The sequence below is a fragment of the Streptomyces eurythermus genome, from assembly GCF_014649115.1.
GTDB classification, from domain to species: domain Bacteria; phylum Actinomycetota; class Actinomycetes; order Streptomycetales; family Streptomycetaceae; genus Streptomyces; species Streptomyces eurythermus.
The window spans coordinates 235,010-260,312 of the sequence record NZ_BMSK01000003.1 but is presented as its reverse complement, the minus strand read 5'-3'; the positions used below and the strand labels follow the sequence as shown (position 1 = coordinate 260,312).

Here is a 25,303-nt window from a genome sequence, read left to right as displayed (position 1 = left end):
CGGCCGGTGCCCGGGGCGTCAGGTGGTCCGCGCCGTGCCCGTGCCCTTCTCCGCGTCCAGCGCGTACACGCACCGGTCCTTGCTGCACGCGTAGACCACACCGTCCCTGACCACCGGGGAGCCGGTGATCTCACCGCCGGTCGCGAGCTTCCAGCGCAGCCGGCCGTCGTCGGCCTTCAGGGTGTACAGGAGGTGGTCGGTGGAGCCGAAGTGGATCCGGCCCTCGGCCACCGCGGGCGCGCCCACGACGTCGCCGCCCGCCTGGAAGCGCCACTTGGGGGTGCCGGTGACCGCGTCCAGGGTGTACAGGCCCTTGCCGCTGCCGACGTGCACATGCCCGGCGGCGACCAGCACCGGATCCACGGAGGAGCGGGCCTCGGTGGCGATGCGCCAGCGGTCGCGGCCGTCGGCGGCGTCGAGGGCGTAGACCGTGCCGAGGTAGTCGGCGAGGTAGACGCCGCCGCCGGTGACGGCCGGGCCGGGGGCGAAGGCGGGCGGGCTGAGGAAGACCGCCGGTGCCTCGAAGTGCCAGCGCACCCGGCCGCTCACCGCCTCCACGGCGAGGACACGGGTGCCGGCCGAGATGTAGACGCACCCGTCGGGCGCCGGGGCCAGGCGCACCGGGACCCCGCCGCAGGAGGCCGCGTCGCCGATGGGGTACGACCAGCGCTCCTCGCCGGTACGGGCCTCGAGCGCGCGCAGCCGGGCGTCCTGCCAGACGTAGACCGTGCCGTCGTGCACGACCGGGCCCGCCTCGGGGGACTCGAAGTCGGTCTGGCAGCCGGTGATCTCCCACAGCTTCCGCCCGCTGGACGCCTCCCACGCCTGGACGCCGCCGCCGCGGGTGCCGGTGACGACCGTGCCCCGGTCGGCCTTGAGGCAGTACACCCAGGCGTCCGTGGACAGCCGCCACAGGTCGGTGCCCTCGCGGCCGTCCAGCGCGTACAGGGTGGGTCCGTCGGAGGCGTGGATACGGCCGTCCGCGACCGCCATCGACCAGGCGACGTCCCGGGTCTTGAAGCGGCGGCGGCCGGTGGCCACGTCCAGGGCGTGCACCTCGAAGGAGGTGACGTAGACCAGGTCGCCGGCCACGCCCGGGGTGCCCCACACATCGTTCGACATGCGGAACCGCCAGGGCCGCCAGCCGCTCGCGGGCTCCGGGGGCACGGGCGGGGCGGGCGGGGCGGGCGGTACGGCGGGGTCGGCGGTGGCCGTGCCGGGGCGGGGCCGGGACCAGCTGGCCACCAGGCCGGCCTCGGGCGGCGGCGCCTTGACGGCGGCGGCGCGGGCGTCGGCGACCCGGGGTCCGGGGCCGATGGGGACGGAGGCGCCGGCCAGCCTGACCGGGCCGGTGTCGGGGGCGCCGACCGGGACCGGCACGGGGGCCGAGGGCGCCACCGGCATCGGCACGGGGCCCGGCATGGACACGGGCGCCGAGGGCGGCACCGGGACCGGCGGGTCGTACGGCGGGGGCGGGGGCACCGTCTGCCGGACGGCGGCCCGCGGACCGCCGGTCGGGGCCGGGGCGGGCGGTACGGCGGGGCGTCCGCCGCGGCGGGCCTCGATCAGCGCGACGGCCTTCTCCGGCAGCCAGGCGGATGCGGTGCCGCTGTCGTCGGAGCCGGAGCCGAACAGGTGCGGGGCGAGCTGGGCCTGGAGGTCGGCCGGGGTGGGCCGGGCGGTGGCCTCCATCTGCATGCACGCCTCGATCAGCGGGCGCAGCTCGTCCGGCAGGCCGGTGAGGTCGGGGCCCTCGCGCAGCAGCATGAAGACGGTCTCGACCGGGTTGGCGCCGTGGAAGGGCGGGTGTCCGGTGGCCGCGAAGACGAGGGTGGAGCCGAGGGAGAAGACATCGCTGGCGCCGGTGACGCTGCGGGAGTCCTTGGCCTGCTCCGGGGACATGTAGGCGGGGGTGCCGACGGCGACGTTCGTCATGGTCAGCCGGGTGTTGGAGACCCCGGAGGCGATGCCGAAGTCGATCACCCGGGGGCCGTCCTCGACCACGAGCACGTTGGAGGGCTTCAGGTCGCGGTGGACCAGCCCGGCGCCGTGGATGGACTGGAGGGCCTCGGCCACGCCCGCGGCGAGCCAGCGCACGGCCTGCGCCGGCAGCGGCCCGCACTCGTTCACTATCTCTTCCAGCGAGGGCGCGGGGACGTAGGCGGTGGCCAGCCAGGGCACGGCGGCGCGGGGGTCGGCGTCGACCACGGCCGCGGTGTAGAAACCGGAGACCGCGCGGGCCGCCTCCACCTCACGGGTGAAGCGGACCCGGAAGAGCTGGTCCTCGGCCAGTTCGGTGCGCACCGTCTTGATCGCCACGCGCCGGCCGGACGCCGAGCGCGCGAGATAGACCAGCCCCATGCCGCCGGCCCCCAGCCGGCCCAGCACCTCGAACGGCCCGATCCGCCGCGGATCGTGCTGCGTCAGCTGATCCACCACTTGCCTGCCACCTCCCCGTACGAGCCGCGCCACCCCATATGTACGCGACCGAAGTGCAGCGTCTCACCACCGCACCGCCATGGCGGCACGCACCCCGATTCTTCCTGGCCGGGCGGCTGGTTGCGAACCCGGTGACAGTCGGGGTGTCTCACATTAATTCATCCCAAAAGCGGATGGATCATCGCTGGAGCAGCGCGAACGACGCCCCCTGATTGTCGGTGACGACGGCCACCCTGCCGTACGACGCGGTGAAGGGCGGCGCCTGCACCCGGCCGCCGAGCCGGTGCACGGTCCCGAGGGCGTCGTCCAGGTCCGCGACCCCGAAGTGGGCGACGAAATGCGGGGGCATCTCGGCCGGGAACACCTCGGTGACGTCCGCGCGGCCGAAGTCGGGCGCGGCACCGGAGCCGAACAGGGCGTCGTGGAAGAGGTCGCCGTAGAAGGCGTTGGCGGCGGCCGTGTCCCGGGTGTACAGCTCCGCCCATACGAAGGTGCCCGGCGCGCGCCGGCGCCCGAAGCCGCGGTGGGTGCCGGGCTGCCACAGCCCGAACACCGCGCCGCCGGGGTCGGTGGCCAGGGCGGCGGTGCCGAGGTCGCCGACCGGGTACGGGTCCGTGATCATCCGGCCGCCGGTCGCCGTGAGCCGCCGGGCGAGGGCCTCGGCGTCCGGGGTGGCGAAGGAGACCGTCCAGACGGTGGGCATACGGCCGTCCGTCTTGGGGGCCAGCGCCGCGACCCGGTCCCCGTCCAGCAGCGCCCACACCGCGGAGCCGTACGCCTCCTGGAAGGTCCACCCGAAAAGCTCACCGTAGAACCGCTTGCCCGCCTCGACGTCGGGCAGTTGGGCGTCGACCCAGCAGGGGACGCCCTCCCCGTATGTCTCTTCGTTCGTGGATGCCCTGTTTTCGGCCATGCGGCAAAAGTAACCGGGACGCGCGCACGCCGCAGACCAGGCACACCACCCCCGATCCCCCCGCACACCCCATTTGCAGTCGGCCGAATCGCGCTCCCATCACCCCTCGGTAAGCTGACGGCATGACAGGACAAGTGCGTACCGTCGACGGCCGCGTGGCCGGCCGGCGTGGGCAGGCGACCCGGCAGAAGCTGCTCGACTGCCTCAGCGAGATGCTCAGCTCCTCCCCCTACCGGGACGTCAAGGTCATCGATGTCGCCCGGAGGGCGGGCACGTCGCCCGCGACCTTCTACCAGTACTTCCCCGACGTCGAAGGCGCCGTCCTGGAGATCGCCGAGCAGATGGCGGCCGAGGGCGCGGGGCTGACCGAACTGCTCGCGGGGCGCGCCTGGACCGGCAAGTCGGGCTGGCAGACCGCGCAGGAACTCGTGGACGGTTTCCTGGAGTTCTGGCGCCGCAACGACGCGATCCTGCGGGTCGTGGACCTGGGCGCGGCCGAGGGGGACAAACGGTTCTACAAGATCCGTATGAAGATCCTGAACTCGGTCAACAACTCGCTGGCCGACTCCATCGCGGAGCTCCAGGCCAAGGGCCGGGTGGACAAGGACGTGAACCCGGCGGCGGTGGCCGGTTCGCTGGTGGCGATGCTCGCGGCGGTGGCGGCCCACCAGAAGGGGTTCACCTCCTGGGGCGTGAAGCAGGCCGAACTCAAGCCGAACCTGGCGCTGTTGGTGCACCTGGGCGTGACCGGCAAGAAGCCGTCCAAGTAGGCGCCCGCGCCCTTCGTACCCCTTTATACAGATCCAAGTCCTGTCTCGCGGGCGGTGGTTCATCCCCTGAACCACCGCCCGCCGTCTATGCCGGCAGCGGACGGTCCCGCACCACGTGCTTCATCACCAGCGTCGAGGTCAGCCGCTGCACCCCCGGCAGGGTCGCGAGCCGCTCGTCGTACAGCCGCTGGAAGGCGGCCAGGTCGGCGGTGGCCACCCGGAGCAGATAGTCCGGTTCGCCGAACAGCCGCTGGGCGTCCAGCACATGCTCCAGTTCACCGACCGCCCGCTCGAACTCGGCGACCGTGTCCCGGTCCTCCTGGCGCATGGACACGAAGACCAGCGCCTCGAAGTTCAGGCCGAGCGCGGCCGGGTCCACCACCGCACGGTAGCCCCGGATGGCGCCGGCCCGCTCCAGCTCGCGCAGCCGCCGGTGGCAGGGGGAGACGCTGAGCCGCACCCGGGCGGCCAGCTCGGTCACGGTCAGCCGCCCGTCCTGCTGGAGCTCGGCAAGGATTTTCCGGTCCACGTCGTCCATGGAGAAGATCTTTGCGCACAACTGGCGATCATGAGCAAATTTCGGGAACACTTTCGGGTAATTCGCACCTAATGTGCCCGACATGGACTCGGGACTGCTCTTCTCCTTCCTCGCCGTGGACCTGCTGCTGGTGTGCGTACCGGGCGCCGACTGGGCGTACGTCATCACGACCGCCCTGCGCGGCGGCCGGACACCGCGCGCGGTGGCGGGCCTGGTCTGCGGCTACGCCCTCCACACCGCCCTGGCCACGGCGGGCCTGGCGGTCCTGGTGGCAGGCTCCCCCGGCCTGCTGACGGCCGTGACGGTGGCGGGCGCGGGATACCTGCTGTGGCTTGGCTGGGGAGTGCTGCGCCGGCCGGCGGTGCCGGGGGCGACGGGACCGGCGGCCACGGGGACGGTGCCCGGGGCGTCGGGTCCGGCGTCCGCGGGGACGGACGCGGCACCGGCGGCCGACGGCCGGCCCTTCCTGCGCGGTGCGACGATCAGCGGCCTGAACCCCAAGGGCCTGCTCCTCTATCTCTCCGTACTCCCCCAGTTCCTCACCCTGCGCGGCGCGCACCTCCCCGTCCCGGCGCAGACGGCGGCGCTCGGCCTGCTCCACATGGCGTGCTGCGCGGCCGTCTACCTCACCGTCGGCGCCCTCGCCCGCGCCCTCCTCGCGGCCCGCCCGGCGGCGGCCCGCGCGGTGACCCGCACCTCGGGCGCGGCGATGCTCGGCATCGGAGCGTTCCTGCTCGTGGAACGGCTCGCGACGCTCTAGGGTTCCCGCGCCTCCGGCTCGCTCCGCGTGAGCCGGAAGAGGCGGATCTCGCGCTCCACCCGGGACTGGTACACCGCGTACGGCGGCCAGAAGGCGAGGGCCGCCCGCCAGGCCGCCGTGCGTTCCGCTCCGGTGAGGAGACGGGCCGTGACCGGGATGGCCCGGCCCCGCCAGTCGATCGTCGCGTCGGGGTGGGCGAGGAGGTTGCGGGTCCAGACGGGGTGGCCGGGCCGGCCGAAGTTGGACCCGATCAGCAGCCAGCCGCCCCCTTCCTCCGGTAGGCAGGCCAGCGGGGTGCGGCGGGGCAGTCCGCTGCGCGCACCGGTGGAGGTGAGGATCACCCCCGGCAGCATCCGCGAACTGAGCAGCACCCGGCCGCCGGTGACCCGGTGCACGGCCCGGTCGAGGGCGGGGACCACCCGGGGGGCCACCTGGGCGAAGAGCCGGGTGGAGGACACCTTCTGGACGAGGCGGAGACCGAGGGGGCGGGGGCGCAGGGGCCCGGGGCCGGTGGCGGAGGGCTCGGGCCCGGTGGCGCGGGCCATCAGAGGGCCGCCTCGGCAGCCTCACCCGGCGCCGCCCCCTCGCCCCCCATGAACAACCCCGCCCCCTCACCCCTCGTGAACAGCCCCTCCCGCTCCGCCGCCCGCTCGCGCAGGCGGTGGGGTGGGCCGAAGAGGAGGTCGTCGGCGGCCGCTCGTTTGAAGTAGAGATGGGCGTCGTGTTCCCAGGTGAAGCCGATGCCGCCGTGCAGCTGGATCGCCTCGGCGGCGGCGTGCCGCAGGGCCTGGAGGGACTGGGCGAGGGCGAGGCCGCCCGCGCCCGGGCCGCGGGCCGCCGCCCACGCGGCGTGGTACGCGGTGGACCGCGCCGCCTCCACGGCCACGTACACGTCCGCCAGCCTGTGCTTGACCGCCTGGAACGAGCCGATGGGCCGCCCGAACTGCCTGCGCTGACCGGCGTGTTCCACGGTCCGCTCCAGCACCCGGCCGGCCGCCCCGACGGCCTCGGCGGCGAGGACGGCGGCCACGGTGTCCCCGGTCGCGGCGAGGGCGGGGAGCACGTCGGCCTCCTCGGAGCCCAGCAACTCGGCCGGGGCATCACGTAGTTGTACGCGGCCTTGCGGGCGGGTCGCGTCCAGCGCGGTCTGCCGGGTCCGGGTCAGGCCCGGCGTCCCGGCCGGCACCAGGAACAGCAGGGTGCGGGACCGGGCGAAACCCCCGGTGTGCGCGGCGACGAGCAGCAGCCCCGCGCTGTGCCCGTCCAGCACCTGCGCGGCCTGGCCGTACAGCCGCCAGCCGCCGTCCGCCCGCCGCGCCTGCATCCCGCCGGCCCGTCCGCCGCCGGCGCTGTACCCGCGGTTCGGGCCGGTCAGGTCGAGGGCGGTGGCGAGGGCGGGCCCGGCGACGGCGAGGGCGGCGGTGAGGGTCCCGGCGGCGAGGGACGGCAGCAGCCGGGCGCGCTGGGCCTCGGTACCGAGGGCGAGGATCAGCGGGGCGGCGAGGGCGCAGGTGGCGAGCAGCGGCGTGGGGGCCAGGGCGCGGCCCGTCTCCTCGCAGGCGAGGGCCAGTTCGGTGACCGAGCAGCCGACGCCGCCGTAGGCCTCCGGGAGCGCGAGGCCCGGCAGGCCGAGTCCGTCGGCGAGGGCGGACCACAGCCGGGGGTCGTGGCCGGCCGGGGTGTCGACGGCAGCCCGCACCGCGGCCGGACCGCAACGGCTGCCCAGCAACCCCCGCAGGGTCCGGCGGATCTCCTCCTGCTCGGCGGTGAGGCGCGTGTCCATGGCCTTCCCTCCCCATCTGACGGAGCGTCATATTAGGAGGGCGGCAGCGAGAAGCCCAGAGGGAGGAGTCCGCTCATGAGCCACGGCAGCCGGAGGGTGGCGGTGGTCGGCGCGGCCCTCGCCGACTGCGGGCGGCTGGGCGACGCCACGCCGTACTCCCTGCACGCCCAGGCGGCCCGCCGGGCCCTCGCGGACGCCGGCCTGGACCGCGCCCGGGTGGACGGCTTCGCCTCGGCGGGCCTCGGCACGCTGGCGCCCGTGGAGGTCGCCGAGTACCTGGGCCTGCGCCCCACCTGGGTGGACTCCACCTCGGTCGGCGGCGCCACCTGGGAGGTGATGGCGGCGCACGCGGCGGACGCGATCGCGGCGGGTCACGCCCGCGCGGTGCTGCTGGTGTACGGCTCGACGGCCCGGGCGGACATCAAGGCGGGCCGGCGCACCGGCACCCTGTCCTTCGGCGCCCGCGGCCCGCTCCAGTTCGAGGCGCCGTACGGCCACACGCTGATCGCCAAGTACGCGATGGCGGCCCGCCGGCACATGATCGAGTACGGCACGACGGTCGAGCAGCTGGCCGAGGTGGCGGTGCAGGCGCGGGCGAACGCGGCCCTGAACCCGGAGGCGATGTTCCGCGATCCGGTCACGGTCGACGACGTGCTGTCCGGCCCGCCGATCGCCGACCCCTTCACCCGGCTCCACTGCTGCCTGCGCTCGGACGGCGGCGCGGCGGTGCTGCTGGCGGCCGAGGAGTACGTACGGGACTGCCGTACCGCCCCGGTGTGGGTCCTCGGCACCGGCGAGCACGTCTCCCACGCCACCATGTCCGAGTGGCCGGACTTCACCCGCTCCCCGGCGGCGGTCAGCGGGCGCCTGGCGTTCGGGCGGGCGGGGGTCGGCCCGGCGGAGATCGACTTCGCGGAGCTCTACGACGCCTTCACCTACATGACCCTGGTGACCCTGGAGGACCTGGGCTTCTGCGCCAAGGGCGAGGGCGGGGACTTCGTGGCGGGGGGCCGGCTGCGGGTACGGGGCGGGGAGCTGCCGGTGAACACCGACGGGGGCGGCCTGGCGGCCCAGCATCCGGGGATGCGGGGGCTGTTCCTGCTGGTGGAGGCCGTACGGCAGCTGCGGGGCGAGGCCGGGGAGCGCCAGGTACGGGCCCGGGACGGCGCCCTGCCCCGGCTGGGCGTGGCCTCGGGCACCGGCGGCTGGTTCTGCTCCTCGGGGACGGTGGTGCTGGGCCGGGAGTGAGCGCGGGGCTGTGAGAGAGTCCACCGGTACCGGCGGGACTGGGCGCGGCACCGGCGGTGATACTCCCCCCATGGCACAGCACGATCTTCACGAACTGCTCCGCTCGCTGCGGGTCTGGGACCCCGAGGTCACCCGGCTGCCGCCGTTCGACCCGGACACCGCCCCGCCCACCCCGCTCGCCCTGTTCACGGACTGGTTCGCCGACGCGGTGGCGGCGGGGCAGCCGGAGCCGCACACCATGTCGCTGGCGACCTCGGACGAGGAGGGCCTGCCGGACGTGCGCATCGTGATGCTGCACGGCGCCGACGCGGACGGCTGGTCGTTCGCCACGCACGCCACCAGCCGCAAGGGCCGCGCGCTGGCCGCCCGGCCGTACGCGGCCCTCGCCTTCTACTGGCCGGTGCTGGGCCGCCAGGTACGGCTGCGCGGACCGGTCGCCTCCGCCCCGGCCGAGGAGAGCCAGGCCGATCTGCACGCGCGGTCCACGGGCGCGCTGGCCGCCGCGCTGACCGGCCGGCAGAGCGAGGAGCTGGACTCGCTCGCGGAGCTGCGCGGGGCCTCGGAGGCGGCCTGGGAGCGGGCCCGGGAGAACCCGGCGGAGCCGTCGCCGACCTGGACGCTGTACCGGCTGCGCCCGGAGTCGGTGGAGTTCTTCCAGGGCGACCCGGAGCGGCGGCACGTACGCCTGGAGTACCGCAGCACCGGGTTCGGCTGGAGCCGGACGCTGTTGTGGCCGTGAGGAGTGCCCACTCCCGCGGCCGATGCGCGGGCGTCCTTCGTCAGGGCGCCGGCACCGCCGGCCGGAACACCGGGATGCCGTCCCGGAAGGTGACCGTCAGCGGCATCCCGGCCCGTACCGCGTCCGGGGGGCAGTCCACCAGTTCCGTCATCATCCGGGGGCCCTCGGCCAGGTCGACCACCGCGGCCAGATAGGGGGTCCGGCCGGTGAACGGGGGGAGGTCGTTGTGGTGGACGGCGGACCAGGTGTAGAGGGTGGCCCGGCCGGCCGCCTCCTCCCAGGTCACCTCCTCGCTCCAGCAGTGCGGGCAGAACTCCCGGGGGTAGTGGTGGGCCCGGCCGCAGGCCCCGCAGCGGCGGATCAGCAGCCGGCCCCGCGCCGCCGCCTCCCAGTAGGGGCGGGTGAGGGCGTCGGGCTCGGGCAGGTCGTGGCGCGGGCCGGTCGTCACAGCCACCCCAGCGCCGCGTCGAGCGACCAGGTCTGCCAGGACATGCCGAAGAGGCCGACGGCGGAGATCAGGGCCATCATCGAGTTCTGTCCCTGTTCCGCCCAGTCGTGGATCATCAGCACGAAGTAGACGGCGTTCAGCAGCAGGCCGCCGATCAGGGCGGCCGGGGTCAGGAACCCGGCGATCAGGCCGAGCCCCAGGGCCAGTTCGGCGTAGGCGACGACGTGGGCCATCAGCCTCGGCCGGGGGCGCACCACCGTATCGAAGCCCGCGCGGACCGGCGCCCAGCGGTGTTTCGCCGCCACGTCCGCCGCCCAGGCGATGCCGCTGCCCCGCTCGAACCAGGCCTTCTTGTCCTTGTGCCGCCAGCTCTCCAGCCACCACAGGCCGAGACCGATCCGCAGCACCGCGAGCCACTGCGCGCCGTCGAGCCATATCGAGTCCATGGATCTGACGGTACGTCAGATGACGGGCGAAGCCCACCCGTGAGCCGACCCGCCCCGAGAAGCGCCGGGGGCGGGCCCGTTCACGTCCGGCGCACCCTTCCCGCACACCCGTGATCAATCCGCAACCAATTCCGGTCTTGACCGAGACCCATCAACCGGGTGGGTGATTACGCTCCCGCTCATGGCCGCCTCCCACCCCGCCGACGCCCCCCGCCCGCCGCTCCCCGCCGAACCCCCGGTCTACGTGATCGGCGCCGGACCGGGCGGCCTGGCCGTCGCCCGGGAACTGCGGGAACGGAACGTACGGGCCGTGGTCCTGGAGAAGTCCGACCGGGTCGGCGCCTCCTGGCGCGGCCACTACGACCGGCTGCGGCTGCACACCACCCGGCGGCTGTCCGCGCTGCCCGGCCTGCCCATGCCCCGCAGGTTCGGGCGCTGGGTGTCCCGGGACAACGTGGTGCGCTACCTGGAGAAGTACGCCGAACACCACCGGTTGGAGATCGTCACCGGGGTCGAGGTGCACCGCGTCGAGCGGACCGCGGACGACAGCGGGTGGCTGCTGCGCGCCTCCGGGGGCCGGGAGCTGACCGGCAGCGCGGTGGTCGTCGCCACCGGCTTCAACCACACCCCGCGACTGCCCGACTGGCCGGGCCGCACGGAGTACGCCGGTGAGCTGCTGCACGCCTCCCGCTACCGCGACGCGACTCCGTACCGGGGGCGGGACGTGCTCGTCGTCGGCGTCGGCAACACGGGCGCGGAGATCGCCGTGGACCTGGTGGAGGGCGGGGCCGCGCGGGTGCGCCTCGCGGTACGCACGCCCCCGCACATCCTGCGCCGCTCCACCCTCGGCTGGCCCGCCCAGTACACCGGCGTCCTCGTCCGGCGGCTGCCGGTACGGCTGGTGGACCGGCTCGCGGGGCCGGTGGGGCGGCTGAGCACCCCCGACCTGTCCGCGCACGGGCTGCCGCGCCCGGACACCGGCCTGTACAGCAGGGTGAGGCAGGGGGCGATCCCGGTCCAGGACGTCGGCCTGGTCGACGCCGTCCGCAGGGGCAGGGTGGAGGTCGTGGCCGCCGTGGAGGCGTTCGAGGACGGCGCGGTGGTCCTCGCCGACGGCAGCCGGATCACACCGGACGCGGTGATCGCGGCCACCGGGTACGTCCGCGCGCTGGAGGGGCTGGTCGGACACCTGGGCGTGCTGGACGGGCGCGGCCGGCCGGTGGTGCACGGCGGCCGGACGCACCCGGGGGCGCCCGGCCTGTTCTTCACCGGGTTCACCAACCCGATCAGCGGGATGCTGCGCGAGCTGGCGATCGACGCGGGGCGGATCGCGAAGGCGGTGGAGAAGACGGTCACGAAGGCGACCGGGAAGCCGGGCACGAAGGCGACCGGCAGGTCGGGCTCGAAATCGGCCGCCGGGTCCGCCGCGAAATCCGCCGCGAAGCCGACGGGCACATCGGCGGGCACATCGGCGGCGAAGTCGGTCTAGACGACGACCGCGAGTACGCGGGCGCGAAACCCGGGGGCCCACCCGGCACGGAGTTTGGCACGAGCAGCTACCCAGCCGGCGCCGATAACTTTGCCCCTCCGGGCCATTCCTGACTTCTTGTCGGTTCAGTAACCTGACACGGCGTCAGTTAGTGCTGTCTCACAGGGAGGCGGGCGGAACGATGCTCGGTTCGACCCACGGCACCCTCACCACCGACTCCCGCCAGGCCCGGGTCATCGCCTGCGGCGGGCAACGGCCCGGCCCCGCCGTCCACGACCGCGTGGCGGACCTCGACGTCAGCGGGCGCCCGCTGCACGCGGACGTACCCGACCTCGCCCGGTTCTTCCGGCCCGGGTCCGTCGCCGTGATCGGGGCCTCCGACGCCGAGGGGCGGCCGAACACCGGCATCACCCGGCAGCTGCTCGACTGGGCCGGCCGGGTCGGGGCCCGGGTGCACCCGGTGCATCCGACCCGCGGGTCCGTCTTCGGCCTGCCCTGCGTGCCCTCCGTCGACCGGCTGCCCGAGCCGGTCGACCTGGCCGTGCTGCTGGTCGCCGACCCGCTGCCGGTGATCGGGGAACTCGACGGGGCCAGGGCGCGGTTCGCGGTCGTCTTCGCCTCCGGGTTCGCCGAGACCGGGCGGGCCGGCGCCGAGGCGCAGGAGCGGCTCGCCGAGGCGGCGCGGGGCGCGGGGGTCCGGCTGCTCGGCCCCAACACCAACCTCAACGCCTTCGAACGGTTCCGGGAGGACCTGACCGGGCCGGCCATCGCGCTGATCACCCAGTCCGGGCACCAGGGCCGGCCCGTCTTCGCCCTCCAGGAGTTGGGCATCCGGCTCTCCCACTGGGCGCCCACCGGCAACGAGGCCGACCTGGAGACCGCCGACTTCCTGTCCTGGTTCGCCGAGCAGCCCGAGGTCGGCGCGATCGCCTGCTATCTGGAGGGGCTCAAGGACGGCCGGGCCTTCCTGCTGGCCGCCGACCGGGCCGCCCGGCGCGGGGTGCCGGTGGTCGCCGTGAAGGTGGGCCGGACCGAGGCCGGCGCCCGGACCGCCGCCTCGCACACCGGCAAGCTCACCGGCGCCGACGACGTGGTGGACGCGGCCCTGCGGCAGTACGGCGTGATCCGCGTCGACGCCCTGGACGAACTCCAGGACACCGCCGCCCTGCTGGCCCGGGCCCGGCCGCCGCGCTCGGACGGGGTGGTCGTCTACTCCATCTCGGGCGGCACCGGGGCGCACGTCGCCGACCTGGCCGCCGGGGCGGGGCTGCGGCTGCCGACGCTGTCGGCGGAGAAACAGGCCGAGCTGCACCAGTGGATACCGGACTACCTGAACGTGGCCAACCCGGTGGACAACGGCGGTCACCCGGTGGGTGACGAGCGGGGCCGGAAGATCATCGACGCGCTGCTCGCCGACCCGGCGGTCGGGGTGCTGATCTGCCCGGTCACCGGTCCCTTCCCGCCGCTCAGCGACCGGCTGGTGCGCGATCTGGCCGACGCCGCCGAGCAGACCGACAAGCTGGTGTGCGTGGTGTGGGGGTCGCCGGCCGGGACCGAGCCGGCGTACCGGGAGGTGCTGCTCGGCTCCTCCCGCGTGGCCACCTTCCGCACGGTCGGCAACTGTCTGCACGCCGTCCGCGCCTGGCTGGACCACCACCGCTTCACCGGCGACTACCGTTCCCCGTTCGACGCGGCCCCGCGCACCCCCTCCCCCTCGTTCCGCAAGGCGGAGGCGCTGCTGCGGCCCGGCGCCCGGCTCAGCGAGCACGCGGCCAAGCAGCTGCTGCGGGCCTACGGCATCCGGGTGCCGCGCGAGCAGCTGGTGACCAGCGCGGCGGCGGCCGTGCGGGCGGCGGCACAGGTGGGCTACCCGGTGGTGATGAAGGCGTCCGGCGCTCGGATCGCGCACAAGACCGAGCTGGGCCTGGTGAAGATCGGCCTGACCTCGGCGAGCCAGGTCCGCGACGCCTACCGCGAGCTGACCGACATCGCCCGCTACGAGGGCGTCGGGCTGGACGGCGTCCTGGTGTGCCAGATGGTCGAGCGCGGCGTGGAGATGATGGTCGGCGTCACCCACGACGAGCTGTTCGGGCCGACGGTGACGGCCGGGCTCGGCGGCATCCTGGTCGAGGTGCTGCGCGATGTGGCGGTCCGCGTGCCGCCCTTCGGCGAGGAGCAGGCCCGCGCCATGCTCGGCGAGCTGCGCGGCCGGGCGCTGCTGGACGGGGTGCGGGGCCGCCCGCCGGCCGACGTGGACGCGCTGGTGGAGGTCGTCCTGCGGGTCCAGCGGATGGCCCTGGAGCTGGGCTCGCACCTGGCCGAGCTGGACATCAACCCGCTGATGGTGCTGGACCGGGGGCAGGGCGCGGTGGCACTGGACGCGCTGGTGGTGTGCCGGTGACGGGCGTCCGGCACGAGGTGTGCGACGGGGTCTCGTATCTCACCCTGGACCGCCCCGAGGCGCTGAACGCCCTCACCCCGGACATGCGGGAGCGGTTGATCGGGCTGCTGGAGCGGGCGTCGGCCGATCCGGCGGTGCGGGCGGTGGTGCTCACCGGCACCGGGCGCGGCTTCTGCGCGGGCGCGGACCTGCGGGGCGGGGCCGGGACGGGTGAGCGGGCCGCGGGGGACGCGGCGCCGGTGCCGGGAGACGGGGCGCGGGTGGCGGGGGATGTGGCGCGGGTGCTGCGGCTGGGGGCGCAGCGGCTGATCGCGGCCGTGCTGGACTGCGAGAAGCCGGTCCTGGCGGCGGTGAACGGCACGGCGGCCGGGCTCGGCGCACACCTGGCCCTGGCCTGCGATCTGGTGCTGGCCGCCGAGTCGGCCCGGTTCATCGAGGTGTTCGTACGGCGCGGTCTGGTCCCGGACGGCGGCGGCGCCTATCTGCTGCCCCGGCTGGCCGGCCCGCACCGGGCGAAGGAGCTGATGTTCTTCGGTGACGCGGTGGAGGCGGAACGGGCCGAGCGGCTGGGACTGGTCAACCTGGTCGTCCCGGACGCCGAGCTGACGGCGACGGCCCGGGCGTGGGCGGCCCGGCTGGCCTCGGCGCCGACGCGGGCGCTGGCCCTGACCAAGCAGCTGGTGAACGCCTCGCTGGACACCGGCCGCGCCGCCGCGTTCGCCGCGGAGTCCTGGGCCCAGGAGATCAACATGACGACGCGGGACGCCCAGGAGGGGCTGCGGGCGTTCACGGAGCGCCGGGCGCCGCACTTCGACGGCCGCTGACCTTCCCATCTCACGGACCGTCAGTTTCAATGAGGGAATGATGGGTCACGCGGGGGCGGCGGCGGCCGCCGTGCGGTACCTGGGACACGGGCCGGTGAAGCCGCCGGCCCGGCCGCGGTTGCGGTGCGTCCCGGCGGACGAGCGGGCGCCGGAGGCCGGGCGGGCACCGGAGGACGAGCGGGCGCCGGTGGACCCGGCGGAGTTCCGCCGGGTGCTGGGGAACTTCGCCAGCGGTGTCACGGTCGTCACGGCTCCGGCGCCGCGGGACGGACCGGGACCGGCCGGTGTGCCGGTGCCGGAGGGCGGACCGGGACCGGCCGGTTTCGCCTGCCAGTCCTTCGCCTCGCTCTCCCTCGACCCGCCCCTGGTCTGCTTCATGGTCGGCCGCGCCTCCACGACCTGGCCGCGCATCGCCCGCGCCGGGGTGTTCTGCGTCAACGTGCTCGGGGCCGGGCAGGACGAGCTGTGCCGGGCGTTCGCGGTGAGCGGCGCGGACAAGTTCGCCGGCGTCGCCCACGACCCGGCGCCCGTCTCCGGCGCGCCACGGCTGGCCGGCGCCGTCGCCTGGATCGACTGCGCCGTGCACGCCGTGCACACCGGGGGCGACCACCTGATCGTCGTCGGCCGGGTGACCGCCCTCGGCACCGACGGCACGGACCGGCCCCTGCTGTTCCACCGGGGCCGGTTCGCCCGGCTCGCCGACGACTGAACCCCGCTCAGCGCGGCACCAGCCGCCACAGGGACGTGACCTCGGCGGCGCGGGCCGCGTGCAGCGGGTCGCGCGGATCGGCCGCCCGGGGATGGCGCGGGCGGGTGTCGATCCGGCCGGCGATCCGCAGCCCCGCCGCCTCGATCACCGTCAGCAGGTCGGCGCGGGTGCGCAGACCGAGGTGCTCGGCCAGGTCGGAGAGGATCAGCCAGCCCTCACCGGCCGGCTCCAGATGCTCCGGGAGGTCCGCCAGGAAGGCGCTCAGCATCCTGCCCGACGGGTCGTACACGCCCTGCTCCAGCGTGGAGACGGGGCGGCCCGGCAGCCAGGGCGGGTTGCAGACGACGAGACCGGCCCGGCCGTGCGGGTAGAGGGCCGGGCCGGTGACCGTGATCCTCTCCGCCAGCCCCAGCCGGTGCGCGGTGTCCCGGGCGCAGGCCCGGGCCCGGGCGCTGATGTCCGTGCCCACCACCCTGCCGATCCCGCGCCGGGCCAGGACGGCCGCGAGGACACCGGTGCCGGTGCCGAGGTCGAAGGCGGTGCGCACGGGCGGCAGCGGGGCCCGCGCCACCAGGTCGACGTACTCTCCGCGCACCGGCGCGAAGACTCCGTAGTGCGGGTGGACACGGGCGCCCAGCGCGGGGACCTCGACACCCCGTTCCCGCCACTGGTGGGCGCCCAGGACACCCAGCAGTTCGCGCAGCGGGACCAGGCGCGGGCCCTCGGGCGGGCCGTAGGCGGCGGTGCAGGCGGCCCGGACGTCGGGGGCGCGGCGCAGGTCCAGACCGTGGTCCGGGCCCAGCAGGACGGTGAGCCGGCCCAGCACCCGGGCGCGGTGCGCGCGGAAGCGGCGCTGGAGACGGAAGGTCTCGGCCGGGGCGGCGGCGGGCCCGGGCGCCGTCCGGTCGACGCGGCGCTCCAGGGCGCGCAGCAGGCGGCGCGCGCCCTGGTAGTCGCCCCGCCACAGCAGTGCGGTGCCCTCGCAGGCGAGCCGGTGGGCGGTGGCGGCGCGGATACGGTCGTCGGCGACGACCAGGCGGCGGGGTGCGGGCAGTCCGCTCTCAGAGTGCCAGCGGGCGGGCAGGGGTTCGTCGGCGGACGGGTCGTTCGTCGGCACGGTGTGCTCCTCGGGGTGTTCCGGCGTGGGCGGGCACGAGGAACACGTCGAAGAGGACCATGCCGAGTGTCACTGAACTTCCTTTCGTCGCCTGTGGGTTCAGGATACGGCGGGTGCCACGGCCGGGGCCGTGCGCCGTATGACCAGGGACATCAGGGCGGCCGCCGCGCACAGGGTGCCGGAGGCGTACCAGACCAGGTCGTAGGAGCCGAAGACGTCCCGGGCGAGGCCGCCGAGGTAGGCGACGAGGGCCGCGCCGATCTGGTGGGCGGCGAGCACCCAGCCGAAGACGATGGCGCTGTCCTCGCCGAACTGCTCGCGGCACAGGGCGAGGGTGGGCGGGACGGTGGCGACCCAGTCCAGTCCGTAGAAGATGATGAAGAAGATCATCGACGGCTTTATGGAGGGGCCGAGCAGCATCGGCAGGAAGAGCAGGGACAGTCCGCGCAGGGCGTAGTAGACGGCGAGCAGGCGGCGCGGTTCGAAGCGGTCGGTGAACCAGCCGGAGGCGATCGTGCCGGCGACGTCGAACACGCCGATGACCGCGAGCAGCGAGGCCGCCGTCGTCACGGGCATGCCGTGGTCGTGCTCGGCGGGCACGAAGTGGGTCTGCACCAGGCCGTTGGTGGAGGCGCCGCAGATCGCGAAGGTGCCGGCCAGCAGCCAGAAGGTGCCGGTGCGCACGGAGCCGGACAGCACGGTGAGCGTACGGCGGGCGGCGCCGGTGACCGGCGGCGGCTTGGGCACGAACTCGCCCGCGCCGTACGGCTTGTCGCCCACGTCGGCCGGGTGGTCGCGCAGCAGCAGCCAGACCAGCGGGACCACGGCCAGCGCGGTCAGCGCGACCGTGACGGCGGCGGGCCGCCACCCGTGGTCCTCCACGACCCAGGACAGCAGCGGCAGGAAGATCAACTGGCCTGAGGCGGAGGCCGCGGTGAGGATGCCGCTGACCAGGCCGCGCCGCGCGGTGAACCAGCGGTTGGTGACCGTCGCGGCGAACGCCAGCGCCATGGATCCGGTGCCCAGCCCCACCAACAGTCCCCAGCACAGCAGCAGTTGCCAGGGCGCTGTCATCCACACGGTCAGCAGGGAGCCGAACGCGATCACGGTGAGCGCGGCGGCGACCACCCGGCGGATGCCGAAACGATCCATCAGAGCGGCGGCGAACGGCGCGGTCACGCCGTACAGGGCAAGGTTGATGGAGACGGCCGCGCCGATCGTGCCGCGCGACCAGCCGAACTCCTGGTGCAGCGGGTCGATGAGCAGACCGGGCAGCGAACGGAAGGCCGCCGCGCCCGTGATGGTGACGAAGGTGACGGCGGCGACGAACCAAGCGCGGTGCACTCGGCGGCGCCGGGCGGGCGGGGCCTGGACGGGGGCGGCGGCTGGGCTTGTCTGAGTCACATCACGAGACTCCGATGTGCGCACCTGTCACATCGAGTGGCCCGAAGGACAGCCTTCGTTAGGATCGGGCCATGACCTACGAAGGCGAATTCCGCCCGCACCGGGTCGCCGTTCTCGCCCTGGACGGCCTGCTGCCCTTCGAACTGGGCATCCCGCACCGGATCTTCGGCCGCCCCCGGGACGCGCAGCGGCGCCGCCTGTACGAGGTCGTCACCTGCTCCGTCCGCCCGCCGGGCCGGGTCGACACGGACGCCGACTTCGCCCTCCACGTCCCGCACGGCCCGCAGGCGCTGGCGACCGCCGACACGGTGATCATCCCGGCCTCGTACGAGCTGGGCCCGGTCTACGAGGAGGGCAGGCTCACCGACGAACTCGCCATCGCCCTCTCCCATGTCCGCCCCGGCACCCGGCTCGCCTCCATATGCACCGGCTCCTACGTCCTGGCCGCCGCCGGCTATCTGGACGGCCGCCCGGCCACCACGCACTGGGCCGACGCCGAGCGGTTCCAGCGGATGTTCCCGAAGGTCGAGGTGGACGCCAACGTGCTGTTCATCGACGACGGCGACGTGCTGACCTCGGCCGGGGTGGCCGCCGGGATCGATCTGTGCCTGCACATGGTCCGCCGCGACTTCGGCTCGGCGGTCGCCAACGAGGTCGCCCGGATCACGGTCGTACCGCCCCACCGCGACGGCGGCCAGGCCCAGTACGTCCAGCGTCCGGTGCCCGATCCCCAGCTCGCGACGACGGCGACCGCCCGCGCCTGGGCGCTCGGCCGGCTGCACGAGCCGATCCAGCTGCGGGACATGGCGGCGCAGGAGGCGATGTCGGTGCGCACCTTCACCCGGCGCTTCCGCGAGGAGGCGGGCATCAGCCCCGGCCAGTGGCTCACCCAGCAGCGCGTGGAGCGGGCCCGGCAACTGCTGGAGTCCACCGGGCTGTCGATGGACCAGGTGGCCCGGGAGTCCGGCTTCGGCACGGCCCAGTCGATGCGCCAGCACCTACAGGCCGCGCTGGGTGTCACCCCCACCGCCTACCGGCGCACCTTCCGCACCGGCGCCACCGGCGAGCGGCCCGGCGGCGACACCGTCCCCGGCACCCCGCGCTGACCGGCCGGCGCGTATCTCACCCCACCAGCCGACCGCCGTCAGCAGCAGGGTCAGGGCCACGCCCGCCAGGATCGCCGTCGAGGGCGTGGTGTGCGGCAGCAGGGCGCCGGCCAGCGAGCCGGTGGCCGCGTATCCGGCGCTGACGGCGGCGTACATGACCGAGTAGCCGGCCGCCAGCGCGTGCGGCGGGAGCGCCTCGCGCAGGGACAGGTTGCGGGTGAGCAGCGCCCCGGACTGGAGCAGTCCCGCCACGGCCAGCGCCACCGCCATGCCCGGCGCCGCCGGTATCAGGGCGACCAGGCACACCGCGGCCGACATCCCCGCCATGAGCACCACGCTGCGGGTGGCGAGCCGGCCCGGCCAGGACCGCAGCCCGTACCCGAAGGCGCCGGCGGCGGAGGCCACCGACATCACCGTGAGCAGCGGGCCCGCCCAGCCCACGCCGATGCCGCGCTGTTCGAGCAGGGCGGGCAGGATCAGTTCGGCCAGCGACAGCAGGGACAGCCCGGCCGCGCCCGTGACGTACACCGGCCAGGCGCGGGCCAGCACCCGCAGCTTCGACGCTCCCCGCCCCCCGGGTCCGTCCGGCTCCGCCGCCCAGCCCGCCGGCAGCAGCCACAGGCCCAGCGCCGCCGCCGCCATCAGGGCGGCTTCGAGCAGCAACGGCAGGCGGGGGCCCATCCCGAGGGCGAGGCCGGCGACGGCGGCCGGGGCGACGGCCCAGACGCCGAACGTGAGCATCGTCTCGACGGACAGCGCCTGGGCCGCCGCGTGCCGGGGGACCAGGGAGGTGAGCAGGGCCCGCAGCCCGCCGGACACCGCGGCGGGGCCGGCACCGGCGAGGAAGGCGAAGGCGGCGAGCAGCGCGTCGGGCGCGTCGGCGAACGTCCCGAGGCAGGCGAAGCCGACGGCGCCCGCGACCAGGCCCGCGACCAGCTGAGGCCGGGCCCGGCCGGGGTCCAGGCGCATGCCGAGCACCGGGGCGCCGACGATCTCGCCGACGACGTAGGCGGCGGCCAGGGCCGCGCCCAGGGCATAGCCACCGGGGCGCTCGCGGGCCAGGAAGACCAGCGCCAGCGGGGCCATGGCCACCGGCATCCGGGCGCCGACGGCCACCAGGGCCCAGGCCAGGACCCGCCGGGAGACGACATCGCGGTAGCTCATGCCTCGACGGTAGGGGGCGGCACCGACAACCGCCTCCCCCATTTCCGGCGCCTGTGGACAACTCCGCCCGGCGCCTCGTCCGTTGCGCCTGCGGAACCCGACGCCCGCTCACAGCCGGCCCTCAGAACGTGAGCACCGCCCGGGCCACCCGTCCCTCCTCCGTGTCCGCGCGGGCCTCGGTGAAGTCCTCCACCGGGTAGACGGCCGTGACCAGTTCGTCCAGCAGCAGCCGGCCCTGGCGGTACAGCTCGGCGTACCGGGTGATGTCCCGTTGCGGGCGCGAGGAGCCGTAGCGGCAGCCGAGGATCGACTTGTCGAGGTAGAGGGAGGTGACCGGGAAGGACGCCTCGGCCCCGGCGGGCGGCACGCCGAGCAGGACGGCCTGGCCGTGCCGGTCGAGCAGCCCGACGGCCTGCTCGATCAGCTCCACCCGCCCGACGCACTCGAAGACGTGGTCGGCACCGGCCGGCAGCAGGTCCCGGACGCCCTGAGCCGAGGTCAGGAACTCGGTGGCGCCGAACCGCCGGGCCACCGCCTCCTTGGCCGGGTTGGCGTCCACGGCCACGACGGCGGCGGCGCCCGCGAGCCGCGCGCCTTGCAGGACGTTCAGCCCGATCCCGCCGGTGCCGATGACGACCACGCTGTCCCCGTGCTCCACCCGGGCCCGGTTCAGCACCGCGCCGACGCCGGTGAGCACCCCGCACCCGATCAGCGCGGCGGACGTCAGGGGGATGTCCGCCGGTATCCGCACCGCCTGCACGGCCTTGACGACCGTGCGCTCCGCGAAGGCGGAGTTGGCCGCGAACTGGTACACCGGACCGGCGCCCCGCCGGAACGGGGTGCCCGGATGCCCGATCGCCCGCCGGCACATGGTGGGCCGGCCCCGGTCGCAGTCCGGGCAGGTCCCGCAGTTGGCGAGCGTGGACAGGGCCACGTGGTCACCGGGGACCACATGGCCGACTCCGGCACCCACCGCCTCCACGATCCCGGCGCCCTCGTGGCCCAGCACCACCGGCACCGGGAACGGAATGGTGCCGTCCACCACCGACAGGTCGCTGTGGCACAGCCCGGCCGCCGCGATCGCTACCAGCACCTCGCCCGGCCCCGGCTCCCGTACCGCGAGATCGCCGACCACCTCGGTCCGGCTGCCGTCGAACACCACCGCGCGCATCACACGGCCCCCTTCGCCTCTGCCGGCAGGCCGAGCACGCGCTCGGCGATGATGGTGCGCTGGATCTGGTCCGAGCCGCCGTAGATGGTGTCGGCGCGGCTGAACAGGAACAGGTGCTGGGCCGCGTCGATCTCGTACGGCGCCCCGGCGGACCAGTCCGCGGGCCCGGCGGCCGCCTCCGCTCCCCTGACCTGGACGGCCAGTTCGCCCAGCCGCTGGTGCCAGTTCGCCCACAGCAGCTTGGCGACGCTGGGCGCCCCGGGGCCGCCCGGGCCGCCGAGGGTGCGCAGGGCGTGCAGCCGCATGGCGCGCAGCTCGGCCCACTGCCGTACCAGCCGGGCGCGCAGCACGGGGTCCCGCGCGGCCCCGGACTCGACGGCCGCGGCCACGACCTGAGCCAGTTCCCGGGCGAAGCCGATCTGCTGGGCCAGGGTGGACACCCCCCGCTCGAACCCCAGCAGGCTCATCGCCACCCGCCAGCCCTGGCCCTCCGCGCCGACGACGTGCTCCACGCGCGCGCGTGCCCCGTCGAAGAAGACCTCGTTGAAGTCGCTGGTGCCGGTCAGCTGGCGGATGGGCCGCACCTCGATCCGGCCGGGCTGGTCCATGGGCACGAGCAGGAAGCTCAGCCCGTGGTGCCGGCGCGAGCGCGGGTCGGTCCGGGCCAGTACGAAGCACCAGTCGGCCTCGTGGGCGAGCGAGGTCCAGATCTTCTGCCCGCTGATCCGGTAGTACGCCCCGTCCCGTACCGCGGCCGTGCGCACCCCGGCGAGGTCCGATCCGGCGCCGGGTTCGCTGTAGCCCTGGCACCACAGTTCCTCGCCGGCGGCGACGGGCGGCAGGAAGCGCCTCTTCTGCCCGGTGTCGCCGTGCGCGAGGAGGGTGGGGGCGAGCAGGTTCTCGCCGATGTGCCCGGAGCGCGGCGGGGCGCCGCAGCGGGCGTACTCCTCGGCCCAGACGACCTGTTGGGTGAGGGTGGCGGTGCGGTTGCCGTACCCGGTCTCGGGCCAGCCGAGCCCGATCCAGCCGGCCGCGCCGAGCGCCCGCTCCCAGGCGCGGCCGCGCGTGGCCGTGCCCCGGTGGGCCGCCAGCCAGGCGCGGGCCTCGGCCCGGAACGCCTCGTCCCGCGCGCCGAAGGCGAAGTCCATGCCGGCCGCCTCAGGCGTTGGGCCGCGAGCCGCCGCGCGCGGCCCGCTCCATGGCCGCCACCTCCGGCAGCAGCGGCATCGGGTCGGTGCCCACCGTCCCCGGCAGGAACTCCGCGATGCGCTCCGGGGTCCAGGGGCCGCCCTCGGCGTAGGCGGCGCGCAGTTCCCTGGGCTGGGCCCATACGGCGATCTTCGGTCCGGCCACGGTGTAGACCTGCCCGGTGACGCCCTGGGCGGCGGCCCGCTCGGACAGCAGGTAGACCACCAGCGCGGCCACGTCCTCGGGCTCGCCCAGCTCGGCCAGGCGTGTGGGCACGCCCGCCGACATCCGGGTACGGGCCACGGGTGCCACCGCGTTCGCGGTCACCCCGTACTTGTGCAGGCCGAGCGCGGCGCTGCGCACGAGCGAGATGATCCCGCCCTTGGCCGCGCTGTAGTTGGCCTGGGAGACGGAGCCCTGGTGGTTGCCGCTGGTGAAGCCGACGAGGGTGCCCGAGCGCTGCCGGCGCATGACGGCCGAGGCGGCCCGGAACACGGTGAACGTGCCCTTCAGATGGGTGGCGAGGACCGGGTCCCACTCCTCCTCGGTCATGTTGAACAGCATCCGTTCCCGCAGGATGCCCGCCCCGCACACGGCGCCGTCGAGGCGGCCGTAGGTCTCCACGGCCGTGTCCACGACCCGCTGTCCACCGGCCATGGTGGAGATGTCGTCGGCGACCGCGACGGCCTCGCCGCCCGCCGCCGCGATCTCCTTGACGACGGCTTCGGCGACCTCGCTGGTGGGCGAGGCGCCGTCCACCGCCACGCCGTAGTCGTTGACGACGACCTTCGCGCCCTCGGCCGCCGCCGCCAGCGCGACCGCCCGGCCGATCCCGCGCCCGGCCCCGGTCACGGCGACCACCTTGCCTGCCAAGAAGTTCCCCACGCCCGGCCCCTTCCCGCGGTTTCTGACGGTCCGTTAGATTCTTGGCCCGGCGGACGCGCGGACACAAGCCCCGGGGAGGCACCGGATGGCACTGCCCAAGGAGTTCCACGAGATCGCCCGGCGCGTGAACAACTGGGGGCGCTGGGGCGCCGACGACGAGACCGGCACCCTGAACCTGATCACCGACGAGGTGGTGCGGGCGGCGGCCGGCGAGGTGCGCACCGGACGGCGCGTCCCGCTGGCCCTGCCGCTGCGGCAGGACGGGGTGCAGAGCGGGGTGATCCCGGGCCGGGTCAACCCGCTGCACACTATGGTGCAGCTCAACCAGGAGCTGTTCGGCCCGGGGACGGTGGCGTGCAGCGACGACGTCGTGACGATGGGCCTCCAGGCGGGCACCCACTGGGACGCGCTGACCCACGTCTCGCACTCCGGGACGCTGTACAACGGGCGCCCGGCGGACACGGTCACCGCGCACGGCGGCGCGGAGTTCGCCGGCATCGACAAGATGCGGCACCTGGTCTCGCGCGGGGTGCTGCTGGACGTGGCGGGCGCGCGGGGCGTGGAGCGGCTGGCCGGGAACCACGCGGTGACGCCGGAGGACCTGGCGGCGGCCGAGGAGTTCGGCCGGGTCCGGGTGCGGGCCGGGGACGTCGTGCTGGTGCGGACCGGGCAGGTGCGGGTGTACCTGGCCGGGGACCGGCACGGGTACGGCCATCCGTCGCCGGGGCTGTCGGTGCGCTGCCCGGAGTGGTTCCACGCGCGCGATGTGGCCGCGGTCGCGAACGACACGCTCACATTTGAGATCTTTCCGCCCGAGATCGAGAATCTGTGGCTGCCCGTGCACGCCCTGCATCTGGTGGAGATGGGCATGCCGCAGGGCCAGAACTGGAATCTCGAAGAGTTGTCCACAGCCTGTGGAGAAACCGGCCGGTACGCGTTTCTGCTGTCGGCGATGCCCGAGCCGTTCGTGGGGGCGACGGGCACGCCGGTGGCACCGGTGGCAGTCCTGTGACCGACGGCACCGGCGCGTCCGCGGCGGTCCACGACCCGCGGCACCGGTGTGTCCGCGGTGGTCCATGACCCGCGGCACCGGTGCGCCAGTGGCCGTCTCGTGAACGGCGGCACCGGTGCGTCCGCGGCCGTCGCGCGATCGGTGGCGTCCGGGCCGCTACACCGCTTCGAAGGCGAAGCCCTCGTACGCGGGCAGTCCACACCCGTACGTCAGCGCCGCGTTCTGCCGGGGCGGTGAACAGCGGTCCAGTTCGCACCAGATGCTCTTGCCGGCGCCCTCGGGGCTCCAGCCCCAGCGGTCGGCGAGACACTCCACGAGGGCCAGGCCCCGCCCGCCGGTGGCGTCGTCGCCGGCGCACCGGGGCTGGGGCGCCCGGGTGCTGGTGTCGGCGACCTCCACCCGTACCGGGGCCGGCGCGCCGCTCCCGGCCGCCGCGCCCGGCAGGCACAGCCGCAGCACGGCCGGCCGGCCGGTGTGCACCACGGCGTTGGTCACCAGCTCGGAGACGAGCAGGATCAGGGTCTCGGCCAGCGGCTCGTCGGCCGTTATGCCCGACCCGGCGAGCCGCGAGCGGGCCCACCGCCTGGCCCGCCCCACCTCCGCGGGGTCGGGCCGGATCTCCAGCTGCACTCGAAGCACCTGCACCGCTCACACCATCCGAACCGGCGGACACATGACCCCGCGCCGTCCGCGCGCCACGGCGTCCGCCGCGGCGACGATCACGACGAGGGCCACGATCGTAGCCATTT

The 25,303-nt window shown here is 74.9% G+C and carries 24 protein-coding genes; 10 read left to right on the top strand and 14 right to left on the bottom strand.

Annotation, left to right across the window (positions count from 1 at the left end):
• Nucleotides 1–18: 18 nt before the first annotated feature.
• Together afsK and kbpA are read right to left on the bottom strand one after the other, a co-directional pair.
• A complete protein-coding gene (gene afsK / locus IE251_RS06680; protein WP_189751953.1) occupies nt 19–2,439 on the bottom strand; it encodes a protein serine/threonine kinase AfsK in 2,421 nt (806 codons plus the stop codon).
• A 178-nt stretch (nt 2,440–2,617) separates the two neighbouring features.
• Nucleotides 2,618–3,352 (bottom strand): AfsK-binding protein KbpA, encoded by a 735-nt coding sequence (gene kbpA, locus IE251_RS06675; RefSeq protein ID WP_189751952.1) that lies wholly within the window; start codon nt 3,350–3,352, stop codon nt 2,618–2,620.
• 134 nt (nt 3,353–3,486) lie between these two features.
• On the opposite strand from kbpA, the gene IE251_RS06670 reads away from it, so the two are divergent.
• Complete coding sequence (locus IE251_RS06670) at nt 3,487–4,122, top strand: TetR/AcrR family transcriptional regulator (protein WP_189752173.1); 636 nt, start codon at nt 3,487–3,489, stop codon at nt 4,120–4,122.
• A gap of 85 nt (nt 4,123–4,207) precedes the next feature.
• Here IE251_RS06670 and IE251_RS06665 read toward each other — a convergent pair whose 3' ends face one another.
• Nucleotides 4,208–4,660 carry an Lrp/AsnC family transcriptional regulator gene (locus IE251_RS06665; RefSeq protein ID WP_189752172.1) on the bottom strand — a complete coding sequence of 151 codons (453 nt, stop codon included), beginning with the start codon at nt 4,658–4,660 and terminating at the stop codon, nt 4,208–4,210.
• Nucleotides 4,661–4,742: 82 nt separating this feature from the next.
• Here IE251_RS06665 and IE251_RS06660 point away from each other — a divergent pair, with 82 nt between their 5' ends.
• Complete coding sequence (locus IE251_RS06660) at nt 4,743–5,420, top strand: LysE family translocator (protein ID WP_189751951.1); 678 nt, start codon at nt 4,743–4,745, stop codon at nt 5,418–5,420.
• Here IE251_RS06660 and IE251_RS06655 read toward each other — a convergent pair.
• Together IE251_RS06655 and IE251_RS06650 are read right to left on the bottom strand one after the other, a co-directional pair.
• Nucleotides 5,417–5,965, bottom strand: a complete 549-nt coding sequence (locus IE251_RS06655) for a nitroreductase family deazaflavin-dependent oxidoreductase (protein ID WP_189751950.1) — start codon at nt 5,963–5,965, stop codon at nt 5,417–5,419. The two genes, IE251_RS06660 and IE251_RS06655, sit on opposite strands and share 4 nt — an antisense overlap.
• Nucleotides 5,965–7,203: an acyl-CoA dehydrogenase family protein gene (locus tag IE251_RS06650; RefSeq protein ID WP_189751949.1), complete on the bottom strand. Its 1,239-nt coding sequence runs from the start codon at nt 7,201–7,203 to the stop codon at nt 5,965–5,967. The genes IE251_RS06655 and IE251_RS06650 overlap by 1 nt, the downstream gene beginning before the upstream one ends.
• Before the next feature lie 75 nt (nt 7,204–7,278).
• Between IE251_RS06650 and IE251_RS06645 the strand changes: the two genes are divergently transcribed.
• Nucleotides 7,279–8,451 carry a thiolase C-terminal domain-containing protein gene (locus tag IE251_RS06645; RefSeq protein WP_189751948.1) on the top strand — a complete coding sequence of 391 codons (1,173 nt, stop codon included), beginning with the start codon at nt 7,279–7,281 and terminating at the stop codon, nt 8,449–8,451.
• A 70-nt stretch (nt 8,452–8,521) separates the two neighbouring features.
• Complete coding sequence (locus IE251_RS06640) at nt 8,522–9,190, top strand: pyridoxine/pyridoxamine 5'-phosphate oxidase (protein WP_189751947.1); 669 nt, start codon at nt 8,522–8,524, stop codon at nt 9,188–9,190.
• A gap of 40 nt (nt 9,191–9,230) precedes the next feature.
• Here IE251_RS06640 and IE251_RS06635 read toward each other — a convergent pair whose 3' ends face one another.
• On the bottom strand, nt 9,231–9,638 hold the full coding sequence (locus IE251_RS06635) for a Zn-ribbon domain-containing OB-fold protein (protein WP_189752171.1): 408 nt from the start codon (nt 9,636–9,638) through the stop codon (nt 9,231–9,233).
• A complete protein-coding gene (locus tag IE251_RS06630; RefSeq protein WP_189751946.1) occupies nt 9,635–10,084 on the bottom strand; it encodes a DoxX family protein in 450 nt (149 codons plus the stop codon). The genes IE251_RS06635 and IE251_RS06630 overlap by 4 nt, the downstream gene beginning before the upstream one ends.
• A 181-nt stretch (nt 10,085–10,265) precedes the next feature.
• Here IE251_RS06630 and IE251_RS06625 point away from each other — a divergent pair, with 181 nt between their 5' ends.
• The 4 genes from IE251_RS06625 (at nt 10,266) to IE251_RS06610 (ending at nt 15,507) form a co-directional block, all read left to right on the top strand.
• Nucleotides 10,266–11,573: a flavin-containing monooxygenase gene (locus IE251_RS06625; protein ID WP_189751945.1), complete on the top strand. Its 1,308-nt coding sequence runs from the start codon at nt 10,266–10,268 to the stop codon at nt 11,571–11,573.
• 181 nt (nt 11,574–11,754) lie between these two features.
• Nucleotides 11,755–13,974 carry an acetate--CoA ligase family protein gene (locus IE251_RS06620; RefSeq protein WP_189751944.1) on the top strand — a complete coding sequence of 740 codons (2,220 nt, stop codon included), beginning with the start codon at nt 11,755–11,757 and terminating at the stop codon, nt 13,972–13,974.
• Entirely contained in the window at nt 13,965–14,798 is an 834-nt protein-coding gene (locus tag IE251_RS06615) for an enoyl-CoA hydratase/isomerase family protein (RefSeq protein ID WP_189751943.1), read from the top strand. Before IE251_RS06620 ends, IE251_RS06615 begins: the two co-directional genes overlap by 10 nt.
• A 40-nt stretch (nt 14,799–14,838) precedes the next feature.
• Nucleotides 14,839–15,507 carry a flavin reductase family protein gene (locus tag IE251_RS06610; protein ID WP_189752170.1) on the top strand — a complete coding sequence of 223 codons (669 nt, stop codon included), beginning with the start codon at nt 14,839–14,841 and terminating at the stop codon, nt 15,505–15,507.
• A gap of 7 nt (nt 15,508–15,514) precedes the next feature.
• Here the strand turns inward: IE251_RS06610 and IE251_RS06605 are convergent, their stop codons facing one another.
• Together IE251_RS06605 and IE251_RS06600 are read right to left on the bottom strand one after the other, a co-directional pair.
• Nucleotides 15,515–16,624, bottom strand: a complete 1,110-nt coding sequence (locus tag IE251_RS06605; protein WP_189751942.1) for a methyltransferase — start codon at nt 16,622–16,624, stop codon at nt 15,515–15,517.
• Between the two features lie 99 nt (nt 16,625–16,723).
• Complete coding sequence (locus IE251_RS06600; protein WP_189751941.1) at nt 16,724–18,028, bottom strand: MFS transporter; 1,305 nt, start codon at nt 18,026–18,028, stop codon at nt 16,724–16,726.
• Between the two features lie 71 nt (nt 18,029–18,099).
• Between IE251_RS06600 and IE251_RS06595 the strand changes: the two genes are divergently transcribed.
• The gene (locus tag IE251_RS06595; protein WP_189751940.1) at nt 18,100–19,134 is read left to right on the top strand and encodes a GlxA family transcriptional regulator; all 1,035 of its coding nucleotides are present in this window, start codon (nt 18,100–18,102) and stop codon (nt 19,132–19,134) included.
• On the opposite strand, the gene IE251_RS06590 is transcribed toward IE251_RS06595, so the two are convergent.
• The 4 genes from IE251_RS06590 to IE251_RS06575 form a co-directional block, all read right to left on the bottom strand.
• Nucleotides 19,027–20,298, bottom strand: coding sequence for an MFS transporter (locus tag IE251_RS06590; protein WP_189751939.1), 1,272 nt, complete (start codon nt 20,296–20,298; stop codon nt 19,027–19,029). The genes IE251_RS06595 and IE251_RS06590 overlap by 108 nt on opposite strands.
• Nucleotides 20,299–20,419: 121 nt before the next feature.
• Nucleotides 20,420–21,469, bottom strand: coding sequence for an alcohol dehydrogenase catalytic domain-containing protein (locus tag IE251_RS06585; RefSeq protein ID WP_189751938.1), 1,050 nt, complete (start codon nt 21,467–21,469; stop codon nt 20,420–20,422).
• On the bottom strand, nt 21,469–22,617 hold the full coding sequence (locus IE251_RS06580) for an acyl-CoA dehydrogenase family protein (protein ID WP_189751937.1): 1,149 nt from the start codon (nt 22,615–22,617) through the stop codon (nt 21,469–21,471). The genes IE251_RS06585 and IE251_RS06580 overlap by 1 nt, the downstream gene beginning before the upstream one ends.
• A gap of 10 nt (nt 22,618–22,627) precedes the next feature.
• The gene (locus IE251_RS06575; RefSeq protein ID WP_189751936.1) at nt 22,628–23,542 is read right to left on the bottom strand and encodes an SDR family NAD(P)-dependent oxidoreductase; all 915 of its coding nucleotides are present in this window, start codon (nt 23,540–23,542) and stop codon (nt 22,628–22,630) included.
• 85 nt (nt 23,543–23,627) lie between these two features.
• On the opposite strand from IE251_RS06575, the gene IE251_RS06570 reads away from it, so the two are divergent.
• Nucleotides 23,628–24,554, top strand: a complete 927-nt coding sequence (locus IE251_RS06570; RefSeq protein ID WP_189751935.1) for a cyclase family protein — start codon at nt 23,628–23,630, stop codon at nt 24,552–24,554.
• A gap of 156 nt (nt 24,555–24,710) precedes the next feature.
• Here the strand turns inward: IE251_RS06570 and IE251_RS06565 are convergent, their stop codons facing one another.
• Nucleotides 24,711–25,184, bottom strand: coding sequence for an ATP-binding protein (locus IE251_RS06565; protein WP_189752169.1), 474 nt, complete (start codon nt 25,182–25,184; stop codon nt 24,711–24,713).
• Nucleotides 25,185–25,303: the final 119 nt, after the last annotated feature.